Annotated in this window: 23 protein-coding genes; 20 read left to right on the top strand and 3 right to left on the bottom strand. The window is 65.8% G+C overall.

All coding sequences use genetic code 11. The features are described 5' to 3' along the window. The first annotated feature begins 47 nt into the window (after nt 1-47). The 14 genes from QF050_RS19910 (at nt 48) to QF050_RS19845 (ending at nt 14,577) form a co-directional block, all read left to right on the top strand. Complete coding sequence (locus tag QF050_RS19910; RefSeq protein ID WP_308932223.1) at nt 48-725, top strand: hypothetical protein; 678 nt, start codon at nt 48-50, stop codon at nt 723-725. Nucleotides 726-948: 223 nt separating this feature from the next. After that, the gene (sucC, locus tag QF050_RS19905; RefSeq protein ID WP_308931990.1) at nt 949-2,118 is read left to right on the top strand and encodes an ADP-forming succinate--CoA ligase subunit beta; all 1,170 of its coding nucleotides are present in this window, start codon (nt 949-951) and stop codon (nt 2,116-2,118) included. 10 nt (nt 2,119-2,128) lie between these two features. Next, nucleotides 2,129-3,031, top strand: coding sequence for a succinate--CoA ligase subunit alpha (gene sucD / locus QF050_RS19900; RefSeq protein ID WP_018762176.1), 903 nt, complete (start codon nt 2,129-2,131; stop codon nt 3,029-3,031). Between the two features lie 177 nt (nt 3,032-3,208). After that, complete coding sequence (locus QF050_RS19895) at nt 3,209-3,940, top strand: FadR/GntR family transcriptional regulator (protein ID WP_308931989.1); 732 nt, start codon at nt 3,209-3,211, stop codon at nt 3,938-3,940. Nucleotides 3,941-4,172: 232 nt separating this feature from the next. Then, nucleotides 4,173-5,522 (top strand): MFS transporter, encoded by a 1,350-nt coding sequence (locus QF050_RS19890; RefSeq protein WP_308931988.1) that lies wholly within the window; start codon nt 4,173-4,175, stop codon nt 5,520-5,522. A gap of 9 nt (nt 5,523-5,531) precedes the next feature. Further along, nucleotides 5,532-6,308 carry an SDR family NAD(P)-dependent oxidoreductase gene (locus tag QF050_RS19885; RefSeq protein ID WP_308931987.1) on the top strand — a complete coding sequence of 259 codons (777 nt, stop codon included), beginning with the start codon at nt 5,532-5,534 and terminating at the stop codon, nt 6,306-6,308. Nucleotides 6,309-6,422: 114 nt separating this feature from the next. Then, the gene (locus QF050_RS19880) at nt 6,423-7,112 is read left to right on the top strand and encodes a GntR family transcriptional regulator (protein WP_308931986.1); all 690 of its coding nucleotides are present in this window, start codon (nt 6,423-6,425) and stop codon (nt 7,110-7,112) included. Nucleotides 7,113-7,244: 132 nt separating this feature from the next. Then, nucleotides 7,245-8,294: a sugar phosphate isomerase/epimerase family protein gene (locus tag QF050_RS19875; protein WP_308931985.1), complete on the top strand. Its 1,050-nt coding sequence runs from the start codon at nt 7,245-7,247 to the stop codon at nt 8,292-8,294. Beyond that, nucleotides 8,291-10,012 (top strand): dihydroxyacetone kinase subunit DhaL, encoded by a 1,722-nt coding sequence (dhaL, locus tag QF050_RS19870; protein ID WP_308931984.1) that lies wholly within the window; start codon nt 8,291-8,293, stop codon nt 10,010-10,012. Before QF050_RS19875 ends, dhaL begins: the two co-directional genes overlap by 4 nt. Nucleotides 10,013-10,022: 10 nt before the next feature. After that, nucleotides 10,023-10,517 carry a ribose-5-phosphate isomerase gene (locus QF050_RS19865; RefSeq protein WP_308931983.1) on the top strand — a complete coding sequence of 165 codons (495 nt, stop codon included), beginning with the start codon at nt 10,023-10,025 and terminating at the stop codon, nt 10,515-10,517. After that, nucleotides 10,514-11,467, top strand: a complete 954-nt coding sequence (locus QF050_RS19860; RefSeq protein ID WP_308931982.1) for a 3-hydroxyacyl-CoA dehydrogenase family protein — start codon at nt 10,514-10,516, stop codon at nt 11,465-11,467. The genes QF050_RS19865 and QF050_RS19860 overlap by 4 nt, the downstream gene beginning before the upstream one ends. Before the next feature lie 33 nt (nt 11,468-11,500). Continuing rightward, the gene (locus QF050_RS19855) at nt 11,501-12,268 is read left to right on the top strand and encodes an SDR family oxidoreductase (RefSeq protein WP_308931981.1); all 768 of its coding nucleotides are present in this window, start codon (nt 11,501-11,503) and stop codon (nt 12,266-12,268) included. A gap of 99 nt (nt 12,269-12,367) precedes the next feature. Further along, nucleotides 12,368-13,714, top strand: coding sequence for an MFS transporter (locus tag QF050_RS19850; protein ID WP_308931980.1), 1,347 nt, complete (start codon nt 12,368-12,370; stop codon nt 13,712-13,714). Between the two features lie 47 nt (nt 13,715-13,761). Then, on the top strand, nt 13,762-14,577 hold the full coding sequence (locus tag QF050_RS19845) for a triose-phosphate isomerase family protein (RefSeq protein WP_308931979.1): 816 nt from the start codon (nt 13,762-13,764) through the stop codon (nt 14,575-14,577). On the opposite strand, the gene QF050_RS19840 is transcribed toward QF050_RS19845, so the two are convergent. Continuing rightward, complete coding sequence (locus QF050_RS19840) at nt 14,529-15,017, bottom strand: SRPBCC family protein (RefSeq protein WP_308931978.1); 489 nt, start codon at nt 15,015-15,017, stop codon at nt 14,529-14,531. The genes QF050_RS19845 and QF050_RS19840 overlap by 49 nt on opposite strands. After that, on the bottom strand, nt 15,017-15,391 hold the full coding sequence (locus QF050_RS19835; RefSeq protein WP_308931977.1) for a metalloregulator ArsR/SmtB family transcription factor: 375 nt from the start codon (nt 15,389-15,391) through the stop codon (nt 15,017-15,019). Before QF050_RS19835 ends, QF050_RS19840 begins: the two co-directional genes overlap by 1 nt. A gap of 420 nt (nt 15,392-15,811) precedes the next feature. Between QF050_RS19835 and iolC the strand changes: the two genes are divergently transcribed. The 6 genes from iolC (at nt 15,812) to QF050_RS19805 (ending at nt 23,375) form a co-directional block, all read left to right on the top strand. After that, on the top strand, nt 15,812-16,855 hold the full coding sequence (gene iolC / locus QF050_RS19830) for a 5-dehydro-2-deoxygluconokinase (RefSeq protein WP_308931976.1): 1,044 nt from the start codon (nt 15,812-15,814) through the stop codon (nt 16,853-16,855). After that, nucleotides 16,852-17,787, top strand: coding sequence for a deoxyribose-phosphate aldolase (locus QF050_RS19825; protein WP_308931975.1), 936 nt, complete (start codon nt 16,852-16,854; stop codon nt 17,785-17,787). Before iolC ends, QF050_RS19825 begins: the two co-directional genes overlap by 4 nt. Before the next feature lie 29 nt (nt 17,788-17,816). Beyond that, nucleotides 17,817-19,766 carry a 3D-(3,5/4)-trihydroxycyclohexane-1,2-dione acylhydrolase (decyclizing) gene (gene iolD / locus QF050_RS19820; protein ID WP_308931974.1) on the top strand — a complete coding sequence of 650 codons (1,950 nt, stop codon included), beginning with the start codon at nt 17,817-17,819 and terminating at the stop codon, nt 19,764-19,766. Between the two features lie 37 nt (nt 19,767-19,803). Continuing rightward, a complete protein-coding gene (locus QF050_RS19815) occupies nt 19,804-21,333 on the top strand; it encodes a CoA-acylating methylmalonate-semialdehyde dehydrogenase (RefSeq protein WP_308931973.1) in 1,530 nt (509 codons plus the stop codon). Between the two features lie 86 nt (nt 21,334-21,419). Then, complete coding sequence (locus QF050_RS19810; protein WP_308931972.1) at nt 21,420-22,331, top strand: sugar phosphate isomerase/epimerase; 912 nt, start codon at nt 21,420-21,422, stop codon at nt 22,329-22,331. A gap of 30 nt (nt 22,332-22,361) precedes the next feature. Further along, entirely contained in the window at nt 22,362-23,375 is a 1,014-nt protein-coding gene (locus QF050_RS19805) for a Gfo/Idh/MocA family oxidoreductase (protein WP_308931971.1), read from the top strand. A 119-nt stretch (nt 23,376-23,494) separates the two neighbouring features. Here the strand turns inward: QF050_RS19805 and QF050_RS19800 are convergent, their stop codons facing one another. Continuing rightward, nucleotides 23,495-23,944, bottom strand: a complete 450-nt coding sequence (locus QF050_RS19800) for a MarR family transcriptional regulator (RefSeq protein ID WP_308931970.1) — start codon at nt 23,942-23,944, stop codon at nt 23,495-23,497. Nucleotides 23,945-24,060: the final 116 nt, after the last annotated feature.

Genomic DNA, 24,060 nt, shown 5'->3' with positions numbered 1-24,060 from the left:
CCATCCTGCGGGGCATAATGGAGGCCATGCGACGGACTGTGTGGGGGATGCTCGCCGCCCTATTCCTGGTGGCCGGCACCGGATGCTCGGTGACAACCAGTGACCCTTCCTATGTTCCGCCGCCGCCGCGGCCGCCCATGGAACAGTTGGAGAACGCGCCGCTGGCGGACGCGAAGCAGTTCTCCAGCGGCGGGGACGTTGTTTCCTTCCTTACCGCCGACCGGACCGTTGCCTGCTCGCTGACGTCCGCCAGGGGCGAGCACCTGAACCTGCCCTACGAGCAGAACAGTTACAGCAACGCGGCCAACAACAAGCTGCCCATCGTCCCCGTGGCCTACTGCGAGCTCGCCACCTATCCGGCGCCCAAACCCGGTGACATCAAGGACGACTGCGCAGGAACCCGCCTGGGCTACCTCGGCGGCGCAGCCCTCCTGGCGCCGGACACCGCACGCTACGGCGAGTGCCGTTCCGGCGTCACATCCATGGAGGCAACCTACGGACCCCAAGGAAACAAAGCGGGTCCGCTGGCCCAACTGCCTGTGCTTGCCGACGGGCAGAACCTGGAGCGCAACGGACTGCGCTGCTCGGCCTACAACGGTGGAGTGGCGTGCGGAAACGTCTCCGCCGGCGTCGGCTTCTTCGTTTCCGCGGAACGTTACGAGCTGATTCCCGGACCGGACAAAAGCACCGCATCCTCGCGGGTAGACGCCTCAAAAACCCCGTAAATCCGCGGTTTTTCTACGCCCCATAGAATAGTGTGCTTACTCACATAAGAGGTAGTCTGGGACGGCCCGGCCGCTCCAAAGGACTAGAGTTCCCCATGGAGCATTACGCCGCGTGGCTCGTTTCCAAACAGGCCGCCGGTGCGTGCAATCCGCAGCCCGGTCATCGTCTTTCGATGGTGTCCGACTGTACAGAAACTACTTCGACGTAGAAGGACACTAAACCGTGGACCTGTTTGAATACCAGGCGCGCGATATGTTCGAGGCGCACGGTGTACCCGTGCTTGCCGGCATCGTGGCGTACACCCCAGAAGAAGCAAAGGCAGCTGCCGAGAAGATCGGCGGCGTGACTGTTGTCAAGGCACAGGTCAAGGCAGGTGGCCGCGGCAAGGCCGGCGGCGTCAAGGTCGCAAAGTCTGCCGACGAAGCGCTTGAGCACGCCACCAACATCCTGGGCATGGACATCAAGGGCCACACCGTTAACAAGGTGATGATCGCCCAGGGTGCTGACATTGCCGAGGAATACTACTTCTCCGTCCTGCTGGACCGGGCCAACCGCAACTACCTGGCCATGTGCTCGGTTGAAGGCGGCATGGAAATCGAACAGCTCGCCGTCGAACGCCCCGAAGCGCTGGCCAAGATTGCCATCGACCCCGCCGTGGGCATCGACCAGGCCAAGGCTGACGAAATCGTCGCAGCCGCAGGCTTCGCCGAGGAACTGCGCGGCAAGGTCGCCGCCGTGATCCTCAAGCTCTGGGACGTGTTCAAGAAGGAAGACGCCACCCTGGTGGAGGTCAACCCGCTCGTCAAGACCGGTGCCGGCGACATCGTCGCCCTGGACGGCAAGGTCTCCCTCGACGAGAACGCAGACTTCCGGCACGCCAAGCACGCGCAGCTCGAGGACAAGGACGCTGCAGACCCCCTTGAGGCCAAGGCAAAGGCGCAGGACCTCAACTACGTCAAGCTCGACGGCGAAGTAGGCATCATCGGCAACGGTGCAGGCCTGGTCATGTCCACCCTCGACGTCGTGGCCTACGCCGGCGAAAACCACGGCAACGTCAAGCCCGCCAACTTCCTGGACATCGGCGGTGGAGCCTCGGCTGAGGTCATGGCCGCAGGCCTGGACGTCATCCTGGGTGACGAGCAGGTCAAGTCCGTGTTCGTCAACGTCTTCGGCGGCATCACCGCATGCGACGCCGTTGCCAAGGGCATCGTTGGTGCGCTGGCCGAGCTGGGCCACTCCGCCAACAAGCCGCTGGTCGTCCGCCTTGACGGCAACAACGTCGAGGAAGGCCGCCGCATCCTCACCGAGGCCAACCACCCGCTGGTAACCCTGGCCGCCACCATGGACGAGGGCGCCGACAAGGCCGCCGAGCTCGCCAACGCAGCTAAGTAAGGGACGCACCATGTCTATCTACCTCAACAAGGATTCCAAGGTCATCGTCCAGGGCATCACCGGCGGCGAAGGCACCAAGCACACCGCCCTGATGCTCAAGGCCGGCACCAACATTGTTGGCGGCGTCAACGCCCGCAAGGCCGGCACCACGGTCCTGCACGGTGACAAGGAAATCAACGTCTACGGCACCGTCAAGGAAGCCATGGCCGAGACTGGCGCTGACGTCTCCATCGTCTTCGTGCCGCCGGCATTCACCAAGAACGCCGTCGTCGAAGCCATCGAGGCCGGCATCGGCCTGGTCGTGGTCATCACCGAAGGTGTTCCCGTCCAGGACTCCGCCGAATTCTGGGCCCTGGCACAGTCGAAGGTGGACGCCGACGGCAACCAGGTCACCCGCATCATCGGCCCGAACTGCCCCGGCATCATCACCCCCGGCGAAGCACTGGTGGGTATCACCCCCGCCAACATCACCGGCAAGGGCCCGATCGGCCTGGTGTCCAAGTCCGGCACCCTGACCTACCAGATGATGTACGAACTGCGCGACCTGGGCTTCTCCACCGCCATCGGCATCGGCGGCGATCCCATCATCGGCACCACCCACATCGACGCCCTGGCCGCCTTCGAGGCTGACCCCGAGACCAAGGCCATCGTCATGATCGGCGAAATCGGCGGTGACGCCGAAGAGCGCGCAGCCGACTTCATCAAGGCCAACGTCACCAAGCCCGTTGTTGGTTACGTTGCCGGTTTCACTGCTCCCGAAGGCAAGACCATGGGCCACGCAGGCGCCATCGTCTCCGGTTCCGCCGGTACCGCCCAGGCCAAGAAGGAAGCACTCGAGGCTGCCGGCGTGAAGGTCGGCAAGACGCCGTCCGAGACCGCCAAGCTGCTCCGCGAGGTCTTCGCAGCCCTCTAGGGACTACTGCGCTGAACGCGGGGTCACTCCCGGCCCGGCCCCATCCGATGGGGCCGGACCTGGGAGTGGCCCTGCGTTCGGCGTTTAAGTGCCGTGTGTAACCGACGTCGCTGTCTGCCGTGCGTCGAGTAGGGTTGAAGGGCAAGAGGGGCCACGGTGCCCAGGCAGGGGAGCAGGATGGCAGAGGCGCGGCGCACGCTGGTTGACGTCGTCGTGGACAAGGTCCTTGAGCATATTCTCAGCGGAGAGATCAAGGCCGACGACGCCCTGCCGCCGGAAGCGGACATCGCCAAGGAATCCGGGGTCAGCCGGCTGACGGCCCGGGAAGCCATGAACGTGCTGAAAGCCCAGAACGTCGTGTACGTAAAACGCGGCCTGGGCACGTTCGTCAATCCGCCGGAACGCTGGACCGGCATGGACGCCATCATGCAGGCTGCCTCCAGGGGAGTGGCCTCCGACCAGGTGGCACTTCGCCTGCTTGAGGTCCGCCGGATGGTGGAGACCGGGGCGGCCGAACTCGCTGCTTCCCGCCATCGCCCGGCTGACCTTGCTGCCCTGCAGGACAGTGTGGAGCAGATGGAAGCGGCACACCAGGCCGGAGACGTCGATGCGCTGACGGTGGCCGACATCGCCTTCCATGACACCGTGCTGCGTGCGTCCGGAAACCCGTTCGTCCCCGCCATGCTGGGCCAACTCTCCACCTTGCTGTATGCCATGCGCCGCGAAACCTCCGCGTTCCCGGATGTGCAGCGCCACGCCATCCACCACCACAAGATGGTCCTTGCGGCCATCGCCGCCGGCGATCCTGCCACGGCGCGTTCCACGATGGACGCCCACATCACCCAAACCTTCGAGGATTACGAGCACTACCTCGCGGTCTCGAGCCGCAGCGGAGCCACTGCCCGTTAGGACGCTGCCGGTGCCGCCCCGTTTCGCACGGACGGACGCCATTCTTTCCGCCGCACACTCGTACCTTCTGCGTGTGTGTTGACTCCCACATCCACCTGTGATTAGAATCGCAGTCAGACATCAGACATCTGATCTCATGCCTGATCTCCCCCCAAATGCCGCCAGCCAAAGGAGTCGTTATGCGCGCGCATTCCCTATTTGAGGGTCCCCACCCCACGGCAGGAGGCCAGTGATGACCTCCCGTGCCGCCGCCCCCGCGCTTGGCGAACTGGGCGAGACCACCCTCCGCAAAGTCCGCCGGAGGCTCATGCCCCTGATCGTCCTGCTGTACTTCGTCGCCTACCTGGACCGGAACAACGTGGGCTTCGCGAAGCTCGGCATGCAGGGCGATATCGGCCTCACCGAGGCCGCCTACGGCCTGGGCGCCGGCATCTTCTTCCTCGGCTACGCACTGCTGGAGATCCCCAGCAACGGCGGCATGTACCGCTTTGGCGCCCGCAAGTGGATCGCCCGCATCCTGATCAGCTGGGGCATCTTTGCCACAGCCATGTTCCTGGTGAACGGTGAGGCCACCTTCTATGTCATCCGCTTCCTCCTTGGCGCGGCAGAAGCCGGCTTCTTCCCGGCCATCCTCTTCTACCTGACCCTCTGGTTCCCGGCGGCGCAGCGCGTCACCGTGCTGGGCATCTTCATCCTGGCCCAGCCCATCTCCAACGCCCTGGGCGCTCCCGTGTCCGGCATGCTCCTGAACCTTGAGGGAGTGGCTGGCCTGCACGGCTGGCAGTGGCTGTACATCCTTGAGGGCATCCCCGCGATCGTGCTGGGCATCATTACCCCCTTCGTCATGACGGACCGTCCCGAGCACGCCAAGTGGCTCAAGCCGGAAGAGCGCGCGTGGCTCACCACCACCATGAGCGAGGAGTTGGCCTCCAAGCAGAAGGCCGGCAACCACAACTTCCTCGCAGGCCTGAAGGACCCCCGCACCATCGCCTACTCTGCGCTGTACTTCGGCCTCGTGTGCGGCATTTACGGCCTGGGCCTCTGGCTGCCCACCATCGTCAAGGCGCTCGGCAACTTCGACTCGACGCAGGTGGGGTTCATCGTCTTTATCCCCTACGCCATCGCGGCCGTGTTCGTCTACTTCTGGAGCAAGCGATCGGACCGCACCGGAAACCGCGTATGGCATGCCAGCATGAGCATGGTGCTCGCCGCCGTCGGCCTCCTGGGCGCCGGCTATCTGCTCCCGGTCAACGCCGTGCTCGCCATGGTCTTCCTGACGCTCGCGGCCATGGGGATCTACTCCGCTATCGCACCCTTCCTGGCCATGCCCTCCGCTGCCCTCACCGGCGCAGCGGCCGCAGCGGGCCTTGCCATGGTCAACTCCCTCGGCAACCTGGGCGGCTTCGTGGCTCCCTACATCGTGGGCATCCTCAAGGACGCCACCGGAAACAGCCAGACCGGCCTGGTGTTCCTGGCCGCCTGCCTCGCGGTAACTGCCGCCGCCACCTACCTCTACGCACGCAAGCGGCCCGAAGGTATCTCCGCCCCCGGAGTCACCGTTCCTGCTGCCGAAACCCACTAGGAGACACCCATGACCACACAGCACACCTTCCCGGCGGAACGCACCGCCGTCCTGACCGGCGCAGCGTCGGCGCGCGGCATCGGCCGCGCCACGGCAGACCGGCTGGCCAGCGAGGGCTGGTCGATCGCGATCCTGGACATCAACGCCGAAGACGCCCAGGCGGCGGCCGCCGAAATCGGCTCCAGCCGGGCGGTCAAAGCGATCGGTGTGGGCGCCGACGTGTCGGACGAGGCGTCGGTGGACCGTGCCATCGCCGAGATCGAGCGGGCGCTTCCCCCGGTCGTCGGACTGGTCAACCTTGCCGGCATCAGCTCTCCGACTCCCTTCATGGAAACCACCGTGGCGGAATGGGACAAGGTCTTCGCCATCAACATGCGCGGCACGTTCATCGTTTCCCAGCGCATCCTCAAGGGCATGATCGAACGCGGACTGGGCAGGATCGTCAGCATCTCCTCCATCTCCGCCCAGCGCGGCGGCGGCACCTACTCCAAGGTGGCCTACAGCGCTTCCAAAGCAGGAATACTTGGCTTTACCCGTGCCCTGGCCCGGGAGGTGGGCGAGCACAACATCACCGTGAACGCCATCGCACCGGGCCCGATCGACACGGACATCATGGGCGGAACGCTGACCGACGAGCGGAAGGCCCAAATGTCAGAGGGCATCATGATGGGCCGCGTGGGAACCAGGGAGGAAGTGGGTGCCCTGATCGCCTTCCTCCTGGGCGAGGACGCCGGATACATCACAGCTGCCACCTACGACATCAACGGCGGACTGCAGGTTTCCTGACCGCCGCCCCTGTTGGTGCCGTAGGCCTTACCGGCCGCACGGCACCAGCAGGCGTTCAGGGGGGACACCTCATCCGCCGCGCTCCCGCGCATTTTCGGGCTATAGGATTTCTACATGGCAACCAAGAACCAGGCTTCGGGCGGCGTGAGCAGGCAGGTCCTCGCCGACCACGTCTACGAAGCGCTCCTGGTTGCCCTGATGGACGGCCGGCTGGAAGCCGGCACCCCCGTCAGCATTGATGGCATGGCGCGGGAACTGGACGTTTCCCCGACGCCGGTCCGCGAGGCGCTGGCCCGGCTGGAAGCCACCGGAATGGTCAGGAGAATGGCGCTGCGCGGCTACCGCGTAGCCCCGCTCTTCACCGCGGACGAGCTGGCAGACCTGATGGACGCCCGGCTGGTCATCGAGCCGGCCAACGCCTTCATGGCCTGCAAGCACGCGGATCCCCAACTGACCGCACAGTTGGAGCAGGCCATCGAGGACCTGAAGGCTGCGCCGCGCGGTCCGTCCTTCGCGGAATTCCGCGCTTACTGGGAAGCCGACGAACGCTTCCACCGGCTCATCGCCGAGTCGGCGGACAACCAGTTCCTGCTGTCCGCCTACAATGCGCTGGGGGGCCAGGTGCAGCGCTTCCGGTTCTTCGGCGGCCTGGGCGTCACTGATGCCGACTACGCCATCGCCGAGCACACCGAGATCCTCAAGGCCTTCGAAGCCGGCGACGCCGAGCTGGCCCGGCAGAGGATGATTGACCACATCGAAGGCGTCAAGCAGCGCTCGCAGCACGACAGCGAAGTGCGCAGCTAGCAGTACCGCCTGCGGCCCGCACGAGCCGCACTTACCCTTGGCTTCCCCGTGAGGCCGCCCAACACACCCCTTGACAGGGGCACCTTCAAGCGTAGATCCTATAGGAAATGCGATTCTAGATCTGGAGTGACAATGCCGTACACCGCTGAAAACTGGCCCATCGCTGCTGCCCTGCTGCAGTTTCCCGGAACCAGGCCGGACGGGACCGCCGTCCAGGATGCCCCCGCCGGCGACTGGCAGCAGGTCTTCGAAGAAGTGGCAGACGCCGGGTTCACCAACGCCGACCTCACCGACAGCTGGGTGCGTCCCGGCGATCTCTCAAGCGCCAGGCTGGACGAATTGAAGGCCGCCGCCACCTCCGCCGGCCTGGGGCTTCCCTCCATCTCGGCCATCCGCCGCAGCGTGATCGAGGAAGGCAAATGGGAGGAAAATCTGGCCTACACGCACCGGACCCTTGAGGCCGCTGCGCAGCTGGGTTGCGAGGTTGTATCGATCGGCCTGCACCAGGCCATCACCCCGGAGCAGCAGAAACAGCTTTGGTTCTGGACCGTCGAGGGCCACAAGGACCCAGCAGCGGACAAGGAAACCTGGAACAACGCCGTCACCCGAATCCGCGAAGTGGGCAAGCATGCCGCGGAACTGGGACTCCTGGTCTCGCTGGAAATGTACGAGGACACGTACCTTGGCACCGCAGACTCATCCGTGCAGCTGGTCCAGGACATCGACCTGCCCAACGTTGGCCTGAACCCTGACCTGGGCAACCTGATCCGCCTGCACCGCCCCATCGAGGACTGGCGCGAAATGGTGCACAAGACCCTGCCGTACTCCAACTACTGGCACGTCAAGAACTACATCCGCGACGAGGACCAGGCCCGGGACCACTACGTTGCCATGCCGGCCCCCATGGAATCAGGCCTCATCAGCTACCGCGAGGCCTTCCAGTTCGCCATCTCCGTGGGCTTCCAGGGCATCATCTGCACCGAGCACTACGGCGGCGACGGCCTGAGCGTCACCGCGGCCAACCAGGACTACCTGCGCCGGCAGGTCCTGCCCAAGAGGGACGGCTACGCCCTGGGCACCAGCCTGGTGGCGCAGGGCCGGCAAACCCCCCGCTGCCGTTCCGGCACGCTAGGCACCGGCAGGCATCCCAACCGATCCAACCGGTTCAACGAGGAATCATGACAAAGATATTTGACGATCCAGCGCAGTTCGCCGACGACGCCCTCGACGGCTTCGTCGCAGCCAACCGCCAGTACGTTGCCCGCGTTGACGGCGGCGTCGTCCGTTCCACCGAATCACCCGAGGGCCAGGTGGCAGTGGTCATTGGCGGCGGTTCCGGCCACTACCCGGCCTTCGCCGGACTGGTGGGCGCCGGGCTTGCCGCCGGAAGCGCCTGCGGCAACATGTTTGCTTCCCCCTCCGCCGGGCAGGTGTACCGGGTAGCCAAGGCGTCCAGCACCGGCGGCGGTGTCCTCCTCAGCTACGGCAACTACGCCGGCGACGTGCTCCACTTCGGCCAGGCACAGGAGAAGCTGAACGCTGAAGGCATCGAAACCCGCACCGTACTGGTCACCGATGACATCGCCAGCGCGCCCCTTGCAGAGATCGGCAAGCGCCGCGGCATCGCCGGCGACCTCACCGTCTTCAAGGTTGCCGGCGCGGCCGCAGAGGCCGGGCTGGACCTGGACGGGGTGGAACGGCTTGCCCTTAAGGCCAACCACCACACCCGCTCGCTCGGCGTGGCCTTCGCCGGCTGCACCCTCCCCGGCGCAGCCGAGCCCCTCTTCACCGTGCCGGAAGGCATGATGTCCGTGGGACTGGGCATTCACGGCGAACCGGGCATCTCCGAGCAGCCGCTGCCAACCGCCAGCGAACTGGCCAAGCTGCTGGTGGACGGCCTGCTCAAGGACAAACCGGAAACAGCAGGCACCCGTGTCGTGCTCATCCTCAACGGCCTGGGCACGGTCAAGTATGACGAACTGTTCCTGCTGTTCGGCAAGGTCGAGGCCCTGCTCACCGCCGCCGGACTTGAGATCGTTGAGCCGGAGTGCGGCGAACTGGTCACCAGCCTGGACATGTCAGGCCTGTCCCTGACGCTGTTCTGGCTGGATGAGGAACTGGAGAAGTTCTGGGCCGCCCCGGCCGACACCCCCGCTTTCCGCAAGGGCAACCTGGCGCCGCGCAAGGCACGGTCCGTTGAGGCACTGGCCCAGGCGGTCACGACGCCGGCGCTGGCCACCACGCCGGCGTCCACCGCCCTGGCCGCCACGGCAGTGGACGCGCTGAAGGAGGCGCGCGCCGTCGTCGTCGAACATGAAGACGCCCTGGGAAAGCTGGACGCCATCGCCGGGGACGGCGACCACGGCATCGGCATGCGGCGCGGCGTGGATGCTGCCGTCGCCGCTGCGGAGAAGTCGCACGCCGGCGGCGCCGGCCTGGAGGAAGTCCTTGCGGCGGCGGGGGAGCAGTGGGCCGAGCGCGCCGGCGGCACCTCCGGGGCCTTGTGGGGTGCGGCCGTTACCGCCGTCGGCAGGACCCTCGGCAGCAAGGAAACATATACGGCGGCAGACGCGGCCGCAGCGGTCAATGCCCTTGTCGACGCCATCATCACCCTGGGCAAGGCCGAAGCAGGAGACAAGACCATGGTGGACGCGCTCCTTCCATTCGCTGGCACCTTCACCAAGGCAATTGACGACGGCGGCAGCGTGGCCGGCAGCCTCCGCGCGGCAGCGGAGGCCGCCGCCAAAGCCGCCGACGCGACCGCCGAACTCAGCCCGAAGAAAGGCCGTGCCCGGCCGTTGGCCGAAAAGAGCCTGGGGCACCCTGATCCCGGCGCCGTCTCATTCGGCCTCATCGCCCGCAGGGTGGCCGATTACGCCGAAACCATCGAAAGCCATTAAGGAGAATCGCATGACCGAGCAGACCCAGCCAGGCTGGCGCATCGTCGTCGGCAATGACGAAGCAGGCGTCGAATACAAGAACGCCCTGCGCGAGATGCTGGAGGCAGACCCCCGGGTCGCCTCGGTGGAGGACGTCGGCGTGGGCGCCGACGACACCACCGCCTATCCACACCTGGCCGTCGCCGCAGCGCGCAAGGTGGCCGCCGGGGAAGCGGACCGCGCCCTGCTGATCTGCGGAACCGGCCTCGGGGTGGCCATTTCAGCCAACAAGGTTCCGGGCATCAGGGCCGTCACGGCGCACGACAGCTACTCCGTGGAGCGTTCCGTTCTGTCCAACAACGCCCAGGTGCTGACCTTGGGCCAGCGTGTCATCGGCCTGGAACTGGCCAAGAAACTCGTGGGCGAGTGGCTGGACCACCGCTTCGATGAAACCTCCGCATCCGCGGCCAAAGTAGACGCCATTTCCTCCTACGAGGACGCGTCGGAAGGACTTGAGGACAAATGACCACTCGCAACATCGCCGTCGTCGGCTCAGGCTACATGGGCGGCGGAATCGCCCAGGTCCTGGCGCTCGCAGGGGCCCGCGTCGCACTGGCCGACGTCTCCGCCGAAATCGCGCAAAGCAACTACGAGCGCCTGCTGAAGGAGTCTGACGAGTTCGTCGCGGCCGGCCTGTTCCCGGCCAACGCCACTGACCTGCTCAAGGAAAACCTGTGGCCGGCCAAAGACATCGAAGAGGCCGTGGCCAGCGCCGAGTACATCGAGGAGGCGGTGCCGGAGGTCCTGGAGATCAAGCACGCCACCCTGGGCAGGATCAGCGCCGCCGCCCGGCCCGATGCCATCATCGGGTCCAACACCTCCACCATCTCCATTGCAAAGCTCGCCGAGGTGGTGGACAACCCGGAACGCTTCCTGGGCGTCCACTTCTCCAACCCGGCCCCGTTCATCCCCGGGGTGGAAGTCATCCCGCACGAGGGCACCTCCGCGGCCACCGTCCAGGCTGCCCGCACCATCGTCGGGGAGACCGGCAAGGAAACGGCCACCGTCAAGGACGTGACCGGCTTCGTGCTGAACCGGCTCCAGTACGCCCTCTTCCACGAGGCAGCCCAGGTGGTGGAGGAAGGCATCGCCACCGCGGAGGATGTGGACACCCTGGTGCGCACCACCTTCGGCTTCCGGCTGCCGTTCTTCGGGCCGTTCGCGATCGCCGACATGGCCGGCCTGGACGTTTACGCCTTCTGCTACAAGTCCCTGCAGACGGGCTTCCCGGAGCGGTTTGCCACCCCGCGGATCCTGCAGGAAAAGGTGGACGCCGGCCAGCTGGGCACCAAGACCGGTTCCGGATTCCTGGACGTCCCCGCGGACCGGACGGCAGCCCTGGTTGCCTACCGGAACAAGGCGTACGTCGCCATGCAAAAGCTCATTGAAGAGCTGGGCCCGGCACCCCTGTCCTAGGCCGTCCGGACACTCCACACGAAGGAAACAACCATGACTTCATTTCCCCCAGACCGCACGGTGATCGTTACCGGCGCCGTGTCCGAACGCGGCATCGGCCGGGCCACCGCGGAATACCTGGCCGAACGCGGCTGGAACATCGGCGTGATCGACCTTGACGATACTGCCAGCAAGAACCTGGCCCGGGACCTCGCGGAAAAGCATGGCGTCAAAGCCCACGGCGCCGGCGCCAATATTGGCGACGAGGCCTCGGTACGCGCGGCCATCGACGAAATCGAGGCCGAACTTCCCCAGCTGGTGGCCTTGGCGAACATCGCCGGGGTCAGCTCACCGGTTCCCTATCTCGAACTCGACGGCGCCGAATGGGACCGCGTGCTCAACATCAACATGAACGGCGTCCACTACGCCACCCGCCGGGCGGCCGAATCGATGGCCAGGAACCGGCTGGGGCGGATCGTCAACATCTCCTCTGTCTCCGCCCAGCGCGGCGGTGGAACGTTCAGCAAAACCCCGTACTCCGTGGCCAAGGCCGGCGTCATCGGCTTGACCCGCGCCACCGCCCGGGAACTGGGGGAGTACGACATCACCGTCAACGCCATCTCACCCGGGCCTATCGATACCGACATCATGGGCGGCACCCTCAGCGAGGAACGCAAGGATGAACTTGTCAAGGACCTGGTGGTGAACCGGGTGGGCACTACCCGCGATGTCGCGGCAGCCATCTCTTTCCTTATTGGCGAGGACGCCGGGTACATCTCCGGCCAGACGCTGAACGTGGACGGCGGCCTGTACATGCACTGACCGCACCCTTCCCGCCATCACAACGCGGGGTGTCACCACAAGCCCTGCGGGCCGCCGGCCCGCAGGCCCCCTATCGTCACCCACTCGAAGGAGAGTGCTGTGTCTGAAACCACCGCAACATCCAAGGAACTCCTGGCCCGGCCGGTCCTGAAGTCCGCGATCTTCAAGGCGGCCCGCCGGCTCATGCCGATGCTGGTCATCCTGTACGTCGTTTCGTTCCTGGACCGCACCAACGTCGGCTTTGCCGAGGCGGCCCTGGGAGCGGACAAGGGGGTGTCCGCCGCGGCCTTCGCCCTGGGCGCAGGCATCTTCTTCATTGGCTACGCGATCTTCGAGATCCCCAGCAACCTGCTGCTCAAGAAGGTTGGCGCCAAGATCTGGCTGGCGCGCATCGCCATCACCTGGGGCATCGTTTCGGCGTGCTTCGCCTTCGTCCAGGGCGAGACCTCGTTCGTGATCCTGCGGTTCCTCCTCGGCGTGACCGAGGCCGGCTTGTTCCCGGGCGTGATCATGTACCTGGCCGAATGGTTCCCCAACAAGGTGCGCGTCCAGATGTTCGCCATCTTCTACCTGGCCCAGCCGTTCTCCCAAATGATCGGCAACCCGATGTCCGGCTGGCTGATCAACATCGGCGACCAGGTGCCCGGCCTGCGCGGCTGGCAGGTCATGTTCTTCGTCGAGGGCCTGCTTGCAGTCCTGGCCGGCATCGCCGCCTTCTTCTTCCTGATCAATGGCCCGGAAAAGGCCAAGTTCCTCAACAGCGAGGAAAAGTACGCGCTCAAGGAAGTCATGGCGCTCGAGGACACCATCAAGGACGAGACCGGCCCCCGGGGCATCCTCGCCGCCATGCGCAACGGCCGGGTCTGGTACTTTACCGCCATCTACTTCTGCCTGCAGGTCGCCGTCTACGGCGTGACGTTCTTCCTGCCGCAGCAGGTGTCGTCCCTGACCGGGCAGAAGGTGGGACTCGCCGTCGGCCTGCTGATCGCCGTGCCGTGGTTCTTCGGCATCTTCTCCTGCTACTTCATCGGCAAGGCCGCAGACACGGTGGCCAAGCGGCGTAAGTTCGGCACCATACTGTTCATCTCCACCGGCCTGTGCATCTTCGGCTCCGCGTGGGCGGGGACCAACCACCAGCCGGTCCTGGGCATGATCTTCATAACCCTGGCCGTCTGCAGCTTCCTGGCCGTGGGCCCCGTGGTCTGGGCCTATCCCACCGCCTTCCTCGCCGGCTCCGCCGCCGCGGCCGGCATCGGCCTGATCAACTCCCTGGGCAACCTGGGTGGGTTCGTGGCACCGATCCTGCGGACCGCGGTCAACGAGGCAACGCAGTCGCCCACCGGATCCATGGGCGTCTACGCCCTGGGCGTCCTGCCGTTCGTGGCGGCAGCGATGATGTACGCTACCAAGCGCTTCAAGAACAAGGCCGACGAACTGCTCGACTGAGCGCTTGGCAGGGACACCACCCGCCGGCACCAACCCAAGGAAAAACGATGAGCACCTCCGGCAGCAGCACAGGCAACGGCGCCCTCTACATCGGTGTCAGCACCAAAATGTACCTGGGCTACCAGGCAAGCCTGCGCTGGCTGTCGGAGGTGCGCTCCATCGTCGATGACAGGCCCGGACTGGCCGCACAGGATGCCCCGGTCCGGGTCTTCGTCATCCCTTCCTTCCCGGTACTCGCCGAGGCCGGGAAAATCCTCGCCGGCTCGCCCGTGCTGCTCGGGGCGCAGAACTGCGGGTGGGGGGACGGGCCCCTCACCGGGGAAGTCAGCCCGGGCATGCTGGCCGAACTCGGCGTCTCGCTCGTTGAAATCGGCCACGCCGAACGCCGCCGGTTGTTCGGAGAAGACGACGCCGTGGTGGCACGCAAGGTGCGCGCCGCCGTCGGCCATTCCCTCGCCCCGTTGCTGTGCATCGGTGAGCCGGACAGGCTCGACGCCGCGGCTGCCGCCGACTTCTGCGTGGGTCAGGTCCTGGCCGCCGCGGGCGGCGACCCGGCGCTGCTGCCCCGACTGGTCCTTGCCTACGAACCCGTGTGGGCTATCGGCGCTGACCAGCCCGCCCCAGCCACGCATGTGAACGCCGTCCTCACAATGATCCGGGCCGCGCTGGGCCCGCGCTGCCCCCTCATTTACGGCGGCAGCGCAGGTCCCGGACTGCTGCCGCAACTGGCAGCCGCGGACGGGCTCTTCCTGGGCCGGTTCGCCCACGACGCCGCGAACCTGGGCCGGGTCCTGGACGAAGCAATGCTTTTGCGTCAGGCAGGAGCCGGCGCCCCGGCCAGCAGTTCTTCCAGCCGCTCATAGCCTTCGGACATGCCGCCCTCCATACCGGACTGGGCCATACCATCGCGCGCTTCCTGGCTGGGGTAGACAGAGTGTCCCCGCAGGCGGGTCCGTCCGTTGCCAAGGTCCTCAAATGTCATGAACTCCAGGCTCACGACATCCGGATATCCGCCGAACTCAAAGGTTTGGATGGCGAATTCGTTGTCCCGGACAGTGTGGAAGATGCCCTTGAACTCGTAGGCAACGCCGTCCCGTCCGGTGTGCAGGTAGCTGTAGCTGCCGCCGGTGCGGAAATCGTAGTGGTCAATGTCCATCTTCATGCCCCGCGGGCCCAGCCACTGGACAATGAGGTCTGGTTCTTTATGCGCGCGGAACACGTCCGCGACCGGGAAATCGAACTCGCGCTCGTAATCGATGAAGGGGACGCCCTCGGGAACGCTGAGTTTCAGGGAATTGCTCATCATGACTCCTTGGTGGATTGGCCGCCATTGAATGGCTCGCCGCTGTGCGCGGCGCTTGATCGAAGAACGGCGTCGAGGCTCCGGAACTGGCCTTCGCGGACCAGCCGGTATTGGTCGATCCATGCGGTCAATGCCTCAAGCCGCGCCGGGTTCAGATGGACGGGCCTGCGCTGCGCGTCCCTGGTCCGGGTCACCAGTTCCGCCTGCTCGAGCACCTGGATGTGTTTTGAAACCGCCTGCTTGGAGATCTCGAAAGGTTCTGCCAATTCGTTCACTGTTGCCGGGCCCCTGCTGAGCCGGGCGATGATGCTGCGACGGACGGGATCGGCCAGGGCCATGAAGGCCACGTCCAGAGCCGTGTCATCGGAGATCACTGTCATTCCTCACTTAATCAACCTATATGTTTATCAACCTTTCGGTTGATTAAGGCTAGCCCCTCCGGCGCGCTTTGCACAAGGGTTGTTTCCTTCCTTCGGATTTTGTTAGTACGTCAGTGCAAATCTTGAAGGAGGGCGATCATGCCCTTGGTCCGCATTGCGGGCGACTGGTCCTTCGGGTTTGGCCGGGCGCAGTATGTCACCGGTTCGCTGGCGGTTCCCCAGCAGTAGCTTCCGGCCCGGGTGGGAGTGCAGTCAATGGGCTCAGGGGTGTTGTCAGTATGTCATTACAAACTTTTGACAGGACATCTGATCTAGGGAAGAGTAGGGCATGTGGCCCACACCACGGCCTGCCAGTTCCGGAGCTCCCGCCCTTCAAAGGATTCGAGTTCCACACCAGAAAGGTCCACGATTTCCGTGACCCACGAGCTTCTTACGATCGGGCGCATCAGCGTTGATATCTACCCGAACGACATCGGGGTTGGCCTGGAGGATGTTAATTCCTTCGGCAAATACCTGGGTGGTTCACCGTCCAATGTCGCTGTTGCTGCCGCCCGGCATGGCCGCCGGACCGGTGTCATCAGCCGGACCGGGGACGACCCGTTCGGCACCTACCTCCACCGCGAACTGCGCAAGTTCAACGTCGATGACACCTTCGTCACCCCGGTGAAGGACTGGCCCACAGCGGTCACCTTTTGCGCGATCAAGCCCGCCACTGATGAGTTCCCGCTGTACTTCTACGGCCGGTTTCCGACGGCACCGGACCTGCAGATCAGGGCTGAAGAGCTGGACCTGGACGCCGTCCGGGAGGCCGGCATCTTCTGGTCCACCGTGACGGGCCTGTGCCAGGAACCGTCCCGGAGCGCCCACATTGCCGCGCACCAGGCCCGTCCCCGGACCAGCCTTGCCCCCGGGCACTTCACCATTCTGGACCTGGATTACCGGCCCATGTTCTGGGCGTCCGAGGAGGAGGCCCGGGCGGAGGTGGCCAAGGTCCTGCCGCACGTTACGGTGGCTATCGGCAATGACAAGGAATGCGCCGTCGCGGTGGGGGAGGGCACCCCGGATGAGCAGGCGGACCGGTTGCTGGCCGCGGGCGTGGAGATCGCCGTCGTGAAGCTTGGTGCCGAGGGCGTAATGGCCAAGACCCGCACCGAGCGCGTTGTCTCCGCGCCCGTGCCGGTGGAAACCCTGAACGGCCTGGGGGCGGGCGATTCCTTCGGCGGCGCCTTCTGCCATGGGTTGCTCTCCGGCTGGCCGCTGGCCCAGGTCCTGGATTACGCCAATGCCGCCGGCGCGATCGTCGCCTCTCGGCTGTCCTGCGCGGATGCCATGCCGACGCCGGCCGAGGTCACCTCGCTGCTGGCAGAACGCGGCCGGCCGGTTCCCGGCACAGGTGTTCCCGGCACTGGTGTTTCCGGTGCGAATGCGCAGCTTGCCACCGAAGGAGCAGCACTGTGACCCTCACCCCGATTGCCTCCAACCGCGCCGTGGATGATGATCCGCGCCGTTACGAGCACCTGAGCACCATCCGCCTCGAGGACCCGGAGGCTGTGGCCCGCGCCGCGAAGTCCCGCCGCCGCCACCCGGGCTTGAAATCGGGACGGCAGAACTTCATCGTCGCCGCCGACCACCCGGCCCGCGGCGCCCTGGCTGTCGGGCCTGATCCGGTGGCCATGGCAGACCGCCGGCAGCTGCTGGACCGGCTGCAGATCGCCTTGGCCGACCCGGCCGTGGACGGTGTCCTGGCCTCCCCGGACATCATGGACGACCTCCTGCTGCTCGGCGCCCTTGACGGGAAACTCGTGTTCGGTTCGATGAACCGCGGCGGGCTGGCCGGGCTGGTCAACGAGATCGATGACCGGTTCACGGGCCACACGGCGGCGGCACTGGAGGCACTCGGCGCTGACGGCGGGAAGATGCTGACCCGCATCTGCCTGGGCGACCCGGACACCGTGGCAACCCTGGAGGCGACCGCGAAGGCCATTGATTCGCTGGCCGAGCGGAAGCTCATTGCCATGGTGGAACCGTTTCTGTCTGTCCGCGAGAACGGCCGGGTCCGCAACGACCTGTCCACGAACGCCGTGATCAAGTCCATCGCGATCGCCGAGGGCCTGGGGTCCACCAGCGCTTACACCTGGATGAAGCTGCCGGTCGTCGCGGAGATGGAACGCGTCATGGCGGCCACCACCATGCCCACGGTCCTGCTGGGCGGGGACCCGGACGGCACCCAGGATGAGGTTTTCGCTACCTGGGAAGCCGCACTGGCCCTTCCGGGCGTCCAGGGCCTCACGGTTGGGCGCACCCTTCTCTATCCCGCAGACGGGGACGTCGCCGGCGCCGTCGCTACCGCCGCCTCGCTGCTGCACCACACCACGGAAGCATCGGAGTAGTCCCTATGGGCACAACAGGAACGCGCAGGATGACGGTGGCGCAGGCCGTCGTCGAATACCTGTCCAAGCAGTACACCGTCGATACGGTGGGCGGTGTTCAGTACCGGCAGCGGCTCATCCCGGGGACGTTCGGGATCTTCGGTCACGGCAACGTTGCCGGCGTGGGCCAGGCGCTGAAGCAGTGCCAGCAGCTGGACCCCACCCTGATGCCGTACTACCAGGGCCGGAATGAGCAGGCGCAGGTCCACCAGGCCGTCGGCTACGCCCGGCATACCCGCCGCCGCCAGACTTTCGCGATCAGTACCTCCATCGGCCCCGGGTCTTCGAACCTGCTCACCGGTGCCGCGCTGGCCACCACCAACCGACTGCCCGTCCTGCTGCTGCCGTCCGACACCTTCGCTACCCGAGCCGCGGACCCGGTGCTGCAGCAGCTGGAGCAGCCCCACGCCTACGACATCACTGTCATTGACGCGTTCCGGCCGCTGTCCAAGTTCTTCGACCGCGTCAACCGGCCCGAGCAGCTGTTTTCGGCGTTCCACCACGGCCTGCGCGTGTTGACCGACCCGGCCGAGACCGGCGCGGTGACCATATCGCTGCCGCAGGACGTCCAGGCCGAGGCCTTCGACGTCCCCGAGGAGTTCCTGGCCGAACGGGAATGGCGGATCCGCCGCCCCGAGGCCGACGACGACGACATCGCCCGCGCAGCAGCGGCCATCCGGGCTGCGAAGCGGCCGCTGATTATCGCCGGCGGCGGCGTCCTCTACGCCTACGCCAACGACGAACTGGCGAAGTTCGCCGAGCTGACAGGCATCCCGGTAGGCAACACCCAGGCCGGCGTCGGCGTCCTGCCCTGGGACCACAAGTTCAGCCTCGGAGCGGTCGGCTCCACCGGCACGACGGCGGCCAACGCCATCGCAGCCGAGGCAGACCTGATCATCGGCATCGGCACCCGCTACGAGGACTTCACCACCGCATCCCGGACCGCATTCCAGAACCCCGACGTGAAATTCATCAACATCAACGTCGCCCCGCTCGACGCGTACAAGCACGGCACCAGCCTCCCGATCGTCGCGGACGCCCGCAAGGCGCTGGTGAAGCTGAACGCAGCGCTGGGCGGCTACCGCATCGGGGCCGACCTTGAGCAAAAGGTCGCGGCGGAGAAGAAGCGCTGGAACGCCACCGTGGACGAGGCGTTCGATACCCGGTTCACCCCGCTGCCGGCGCAGAACGAGATCATCGGCGCCACCAACCGGGCCATGGACGCCCGCGACGTCGTCATTTGCGCGGCAGGATCCCTGCCCGGGGACCTGCACAAGATGTGGCGCGTCCGGGACCCATTCGGCTACCACGTCGAATACGCCTACTCCTGCATGGGCTACGAAATCCCCGGCGGCCTCGGCGTCAAGCGTGCAGTCCTCGCCGAAGCGGCCAGTACGACGGCGGCAGGTGCGGACCGCGCGGACGTGCGGGACGTCGTCGTGATGGTGGGCGACGGCTCCTACCTGATGATGCACACCGAACTAGTCACCGCCGTGGCCGAACGGATCAAGCTGATCGTGGTCCTGATCCAGAACCACGGCTACGCCTCCATCGGTTCCCTGTCCGAATCTCTGGGTTCGCAGCGGTTTGGCACCCGGTACCGGGCGCTGGACGAAGGGGCGCACAGCTTCGACGACGGCGAGACCTTGCCCGTTGACCTGGCCCTGAACGCCGAATCCCTGGGCGTGAAGGTCATCCGGATCGAACCGGGGGAGAAGGTGATCGCTGAACTCGAGCAGGCCATCCGCGACGCCAAGGCCGCCCCCGAGGGCAGCGGACCCATCCTGATCCACGTCGAGTCCGATCCGCTGCTGGACGCACCGTCCTCCGAGTCCTGGTGGGACGTCCCCGTCTCCCAAGTCTCCGAACTGGACTCCACCAAGCAGGCCTTCCAGACCTACGCCGACCACAAGTCACGCCAGCGCAAACTGCTCGGCTGACCTCCTCCAGACACCACCCACTCAAGGAAGAGTCCCCATGACTGCCACCACCACCCAGACCACCGATACACAGACAACCGTTATCAACCACTTTCTCAACGGCGCCGAAACTGCCGGCCAGGGCGACCGCACCACGAACGTGTACAACCCGGCCACCGGCGCTGTCTCCGGTGAGCTGCGCCTGGCCGACCGTGCCGACCTGGACACCGCCGTCGCCGCCGCCCGCAGAGCGGCCGACACCTGGGGCGACATCTCCCTGGCCAAGCGCACCGCCGTGCTGTTCAAGTTCCGTGAACTCGTCGCTGCCCATGTTGACGACCTCGCGGCCCTGGTTACCGCCGAACACGGCAAGGTCCTCTCCGACGCCAAAGGCGAAATCGGCCGCGGCCTGGAAGTCGTCGAGTACGCCTGCGGGATCCCCACCCTGCTCAAGGGCGACTACTCGGACCAGGTCTCCACCGGCATCGATGTCTTCTCCTTCCGTGAGCCGCTCGGCGTCGTCGCCGGGATCACCCCGTTCAACTTCCCCGTCATGGTGCCCCTGTGGATGGCGCCGATGGCGATTGCCACCGGCAACGCGTTCATCCTCAAGCCCTCCGAGCGCGACCCCTCCGCCTCGCTGCTGCTCGCCAAGCTCTGGAAGGAAGCCGGCCTGCCGGACGGCGTGTTCCAGGTACTGCACGGGGACAAGGAAACCGTCGACGGGCTGCTGACCCACCCGGACGTGGACGGCATCTCCTTCGTCGGCTCCACCCCGATCGCACAGTACGTCCACGAAACTGCCACCAAGCACGGCAAACGCGTCCAGGCCCTCGGAGGGGCCAAGAACCACGCCATCATCCTGCCCGACGCCGACCTGGACAACGCCGCCGACCACCTCGCCGCCGCCGCCTTCGGCTCCGCCGGGGAACGCTGCATGGCCATCTCCGTCGCCGTAGCCGTCGGGGACGCCGCCGACGCCCTGGTGGCGAAAGTCCAGGAGCGCGCCGAAGCCGTGAAGGTCAACAACGGCACCGCCCCCGGCGCCGAAATGGGCCCGGTCATCACCCCCGCCTCCAAGGAACGCATCGTCCGGATCGTCACCGAAGCCGAAACCGCCGGCGCCGCCATGGTGGTGGACGGCCGCGACCTCGTGGTCCCCGGCCACGAAAACGGCTTCTGGGTGGGTCCCACCGTCCTGGACCACGTCAAGACCGAAATGACCGCCTACCAGGAGGAAATCTTCGGACCCGTCCTCGTCGTGGTCCGCGTCGACACCCTGGAAGAGGGCATCAAGCTCATCAACGCCAACCCCTACGGCAACGGCACCGCCATCTTCACCTCCTCCGGCGCCGCCGCCCGCACATTCCAACGCAGTGTCACCGTCGGTATGATCGGCATCAACGTGCCCCTGCCCGTCCCCGTGGCCTACCACTCCTTCGGCGGCTGGAAAGCCTCACTCTTCGGCGACAAGCACATCTACGGCCCCGAAGGCGTCAGCTTCTACACCCGCGGCAAGGTGGTCACCTCCCGCTGGCCCGAAACCCACCACGCCTCCGGCGCCTCCTACAACTTCCCGTCGAACTAGAAACCATCACCATCGATTGCTCCGTAAACGTCGTTTTGAACGTCCAGAACGACAGCTACGGAGCAGTCGATGCAAAGGAACAGATAATGACTGAGAACAAACTGATCATCGGCACGGCGCCGGACTCCTGGGGCGTGTGGTTCGCGGACGACCCCAAACAGACCCCCTGGGAACGCTTCCTCGACGAGGTGGCCGAATCAGGCTACAAGTGGATCGAACTTGGCCCCTACGGCTACTTGCCCAACGATCCCACCCGCCTGGCGGAGGAACTGAGGCAGCGCGACCTCAAAGTCACCGCAGGCACCGTGTTCACCGCCTTCCACCGTGGGCTGGACCAGTGGGAGGCCGCGTGGGAGCCGGCACGGAAGGTCGCCGAGCTCACCGCTGCCATGGGCGGTGAGCACATCGTGGTCATCCCGGCCATGTGGCGCGACGACGTCACCGGCGAACCCGTGGAAAGCGGCACCTTGAGCGACAAGGCATGGAGCGACCTGTTCGCGGGCCACAACCGCCTGGGCAAGACCCTCCTGGAGGACTTCGGACTGCAGCAGCAGTTCCACTCCCACGCAGACTCGCACGTGGGCGCGCAGGAGGACATTGAAACCCTCCTCGCAGCCACGGACCCGAAATACCTCAACCTGTGCCTGGACACCGGGCACGCCGAATACTGCGGCGCCTCCAGCCTGGAACTGATCAAGAACTACCCGGACAGGATCGGCTACCTGCACCTGAAGCAGGTCAACCCGGAGATCCTGAAGAAGGTCAATGAAGAGAACATGACCTGGGCTGCAGCCAACCTGGCCGGGGTCATGACCGAACCGCCGAACGGGCTGCCGGACCTGCGTGCCGTCATCGAAGCGGTGGAAGCCCTGAACCGGCCCATCTTCGGCATCGTGGAGCAGGACATGTACCCCGTGGCCTTCGATGTGCCCATGCCGATCGCCAAGCGCACCCGAAACTACCTGCTGTCCTGCGGCTCCCGCACCAGCGTCAGCTAACCCGCCCCAGACACCACAAAGGACAGAACAATGACTGAAACCCTCCGCGTCGCTGTCATCGGTGCAGGCCGCATGGGCGCAGACCACATCCAGCGCCTGAACAAGCGCATCCATGGAGCAGAAGTGGCCGCCGTCGTCGACGTCGACCTTGCCCGCGCCCAGGCCGCCGTCGAAGGCATTCCCGGCGCCGTCGCCCTTACCGACGCCGAGGAAGCCATCAACAACGGCGACGTCAACGCGGTCCTGATCGCCACCCCCGGCTTCCTGCACCAGGACATCCTGCTCAAGGCGCTCGCCAAGGACATTCCGATCCTCTGCGAAAAGCCGCTCACCCCGGACGCCGAATCGTCCTGGAAAATCGTCGAAGCGGAGGTTGCGCTGGGCCACCAGCGCATCCAGGTGGGGTTCATGCGCCGTTTCGACGCCGAATACGCGGCGCTGGGCTCGATCATCAGGAACCAGGAACTAGGTGAGCTGCTGATGCTCCACCACCAGCACCGCAACCCCACCACTCCCGAGGGCTTCACCAACGAGATGCTCATCAACGATTCCGTGGTCCACGAATTCGACGCCATCCGCTACTTCACCGGCGAGGAAATCACCAGCGTCCAGGTCCGTCTGGGCAAGGCAACCAGGACTGCGCCCAACGGCCAGCACGATCCCCAGCACGTCCTGATTGAAACCGAGTCAGGCGTCCTGGCCGACGTCGAAATCTACGTCAATGCCAAGTTCGGCTACGAAGTGGCTACCCAGGCCACCTTCGAGGACGGCGTCGTCAGCATCGGCGGGGACACCGGCCCCTACACCCGCAGCGCCGGCCGTTGGGGCGGCAACGTCACTCCCGGGTTCGAGGAGCGTTTCGGAGCAGCCTACGACGTCGAAATCCAGTCATGGGTGGACGCGGCACTTAACGGCGGGATCGGCGGCCCCTCCGCCTGGGACGGGTACGCCACCGCCGCGTGCTGTGAAGCCGGCGTTGAAGCCCAGAAGAACGGTGAGAAGGTTGCCGTAAAGCTGGCGGCAAAGCCCGACCTCTACAAGTAGGACAGGAGGAGGGGGGCGGCCAAACCACGGAAGCAGCAGCAACGATCCCCTGACCGGCCCCGACCGTTCCCGCGCACAAAGCAGCAACCCCCATGATGATCCTTCCGGGGGTTGCTGCTTTATGCCGGCGCGTGCAGCCTCGGCAGGGCGTCCACCAGCGGCGCCAGCTCCGGGACCGCCTGGGCCTCGTCCAACGCACGCTCCAGGGTGGCATCGTGGACCGGCCGGGCCTCCGTGAGCAGGCTGATGCCGCTGGCGGTCAGCTCGGTGTAGATGCCGCGGCGGTCGTCGTCGCACAGGATCCGGGTCAGGAGGCCGCGGTCCTCCAGCCGGTTCACCAGCCGCGTGGTGGCACTGGGGCTGAGCGCCGTGGCACGGGCCAGTTGCTGCATCCGCATATGCCACCCGTCCTGCCGGCTGAGGGCATCCAGCACGGTGTACTCCACCACGGACAGCTTTGACTCGGCCTGCAGGGAACGTTCCAGCTCACCTTCGATCAAGCCATGCAAGGCCGCCAATGTACGCCATCCCTGGGCGCGTACCTCAACGGCGTCGTCCTTGATGCCCATGGTTGCTCCTTCACCTAAATGGCGCCGAACGGGCGGCCATCGATCATTGAATGCAGATAGTTGCTTGCGCGGTATATTTGCATGTGCAACAATAAATACCGCGTCTGCAACTATCT

Source organism: Arthrobacter sp. SLBN-112, assembly GCF_030944625.1.
Lineage (GTDB): Bacteria > Actinomycetota > Actinomycetes > Actinomycetales > Micrococcaceae > Arthrobacter.
The sequence above is the reverse complement of the archived record's forward strand: the minus strand, read 5'-3'. Positions and strand labels throughout refer to the sequence as shown.

Coding starts and splice junctions, on each gene's coding strand:
- QF050_RS19910 (WP_308932223.1), top strand. CDS start 48: ATGCTCGCCGCCCTATTCCTGGTGGCCGGCACCGGATGCTCGGTGACA.
- sucD (WP_018762176.1), top strand. CDS start 2,129: ATGTCTATCTACCTCAACAAGGATTCCAAGGTCATCGTCCAGGGCATC.
- QF050_RS19895 (WP_308931989.1), top strand. CDS start 3,209: ATGGCAGAGGCGCGGCGCACGCTGGTTGACGTCGTCGTGGACAAGGTC.
- QF050_RS19890 (WP_308931988.1), top strand. CDS start 4,173: ATGACCTCCCGTGCCGCCGCCCCCGCGCTTGGCGAACTGGGCGAGACC.
- QF050_RS19885 (WP_308931987.1), top strand. CDS start 5,532: ATGACCACACAGCACACCTTCCCGGCGGAACGCACCGCCGTCCTGACC.
- QF050_RS19880 (WP_308931986.1), top strand. CDS start 6,423: ATGGCAACCAAGAACCAGGCTTCGGGCGGCGTGAGCAGGCAGGTCCTC.
- QF050_RS19875 (WP_308931985.1), top strand. CDS start 7,245: ATGCCGTACACCGCTGAAAACTGGCCCATCGCTGCTGCCCTGCTGCAG.
- dhaL (WP_308931984.1), top strand. CDS start 8,291: ATGACAAAGATATTTGACGATCCAGCGCAGTTCGCCGACGACGCCCTC.
- QF050_RS19865 (WP_308931983.1), top strand. CDS start 10,023: ATGACCGAGCAGACCCAGCCAGGCTGGCGCATCGTCGTCGGCAATGAC.
- QF050_RS19860 (WP_308931982.1), top strand. CDS start 10,514: ATGACCACTCGCAACATCGCCGTCGTCGGCTCAGGCTACATGGGCGGC.
- QF050_RS19855 (WP_308931981.1), top strand. CDS start 11,501: ATGACTTCATTTCCCCCAGACCGCACGGTGATCGTTACCGGCGCCGTG.
- QF050_RS19845 (WP_308931979.1), top strand. CDS start 13,762: ATGAGCACCTCCGGCAGCAGCACAGGCAACGGCGCCCTCTACATCGGT.
- QF050_RS19840 (WP_308931978.1), bottom strand. CDS start 15,017: ATGAGCAATTCCCTGAAACTCAGCGTTCCCGAGGGCGTCCCCTTCATC.
- iolD (WP_308931974.1), top strand. CDS start 17,817: ATGACGGTGGCGCAGGCCGTCGTCGAATACCTGTCCAAGCAGTACACC.
- QF050_RS19815 (WP_308931973.1), top strand. CDS start 19,804: ATGACTGCCACCACCACCCAGACCACCGATACACAGACAACCGTTATC.
- QF050_RS19810 (WP_308931972.1), top strand. CDS start 21,420: ATGACTGAGAACAAACTGATCATCGGCACGGCGCCGGACTCCTGGGGC.
- QF050_RS19805 (WP_308931971.1), top strand. CDS start 22,362: ATGACTGAAACCCTCCGCGTCGCTGTCATCGGTGCAGGCCGCATGGGC.
- QF050_RS19800 (WP_308931970.1), bottom strand. CDS start 23,944: ATGGGCATCAAGGACGACGCCGTTGAGGTACGCGCCCAGGGATGGCGT.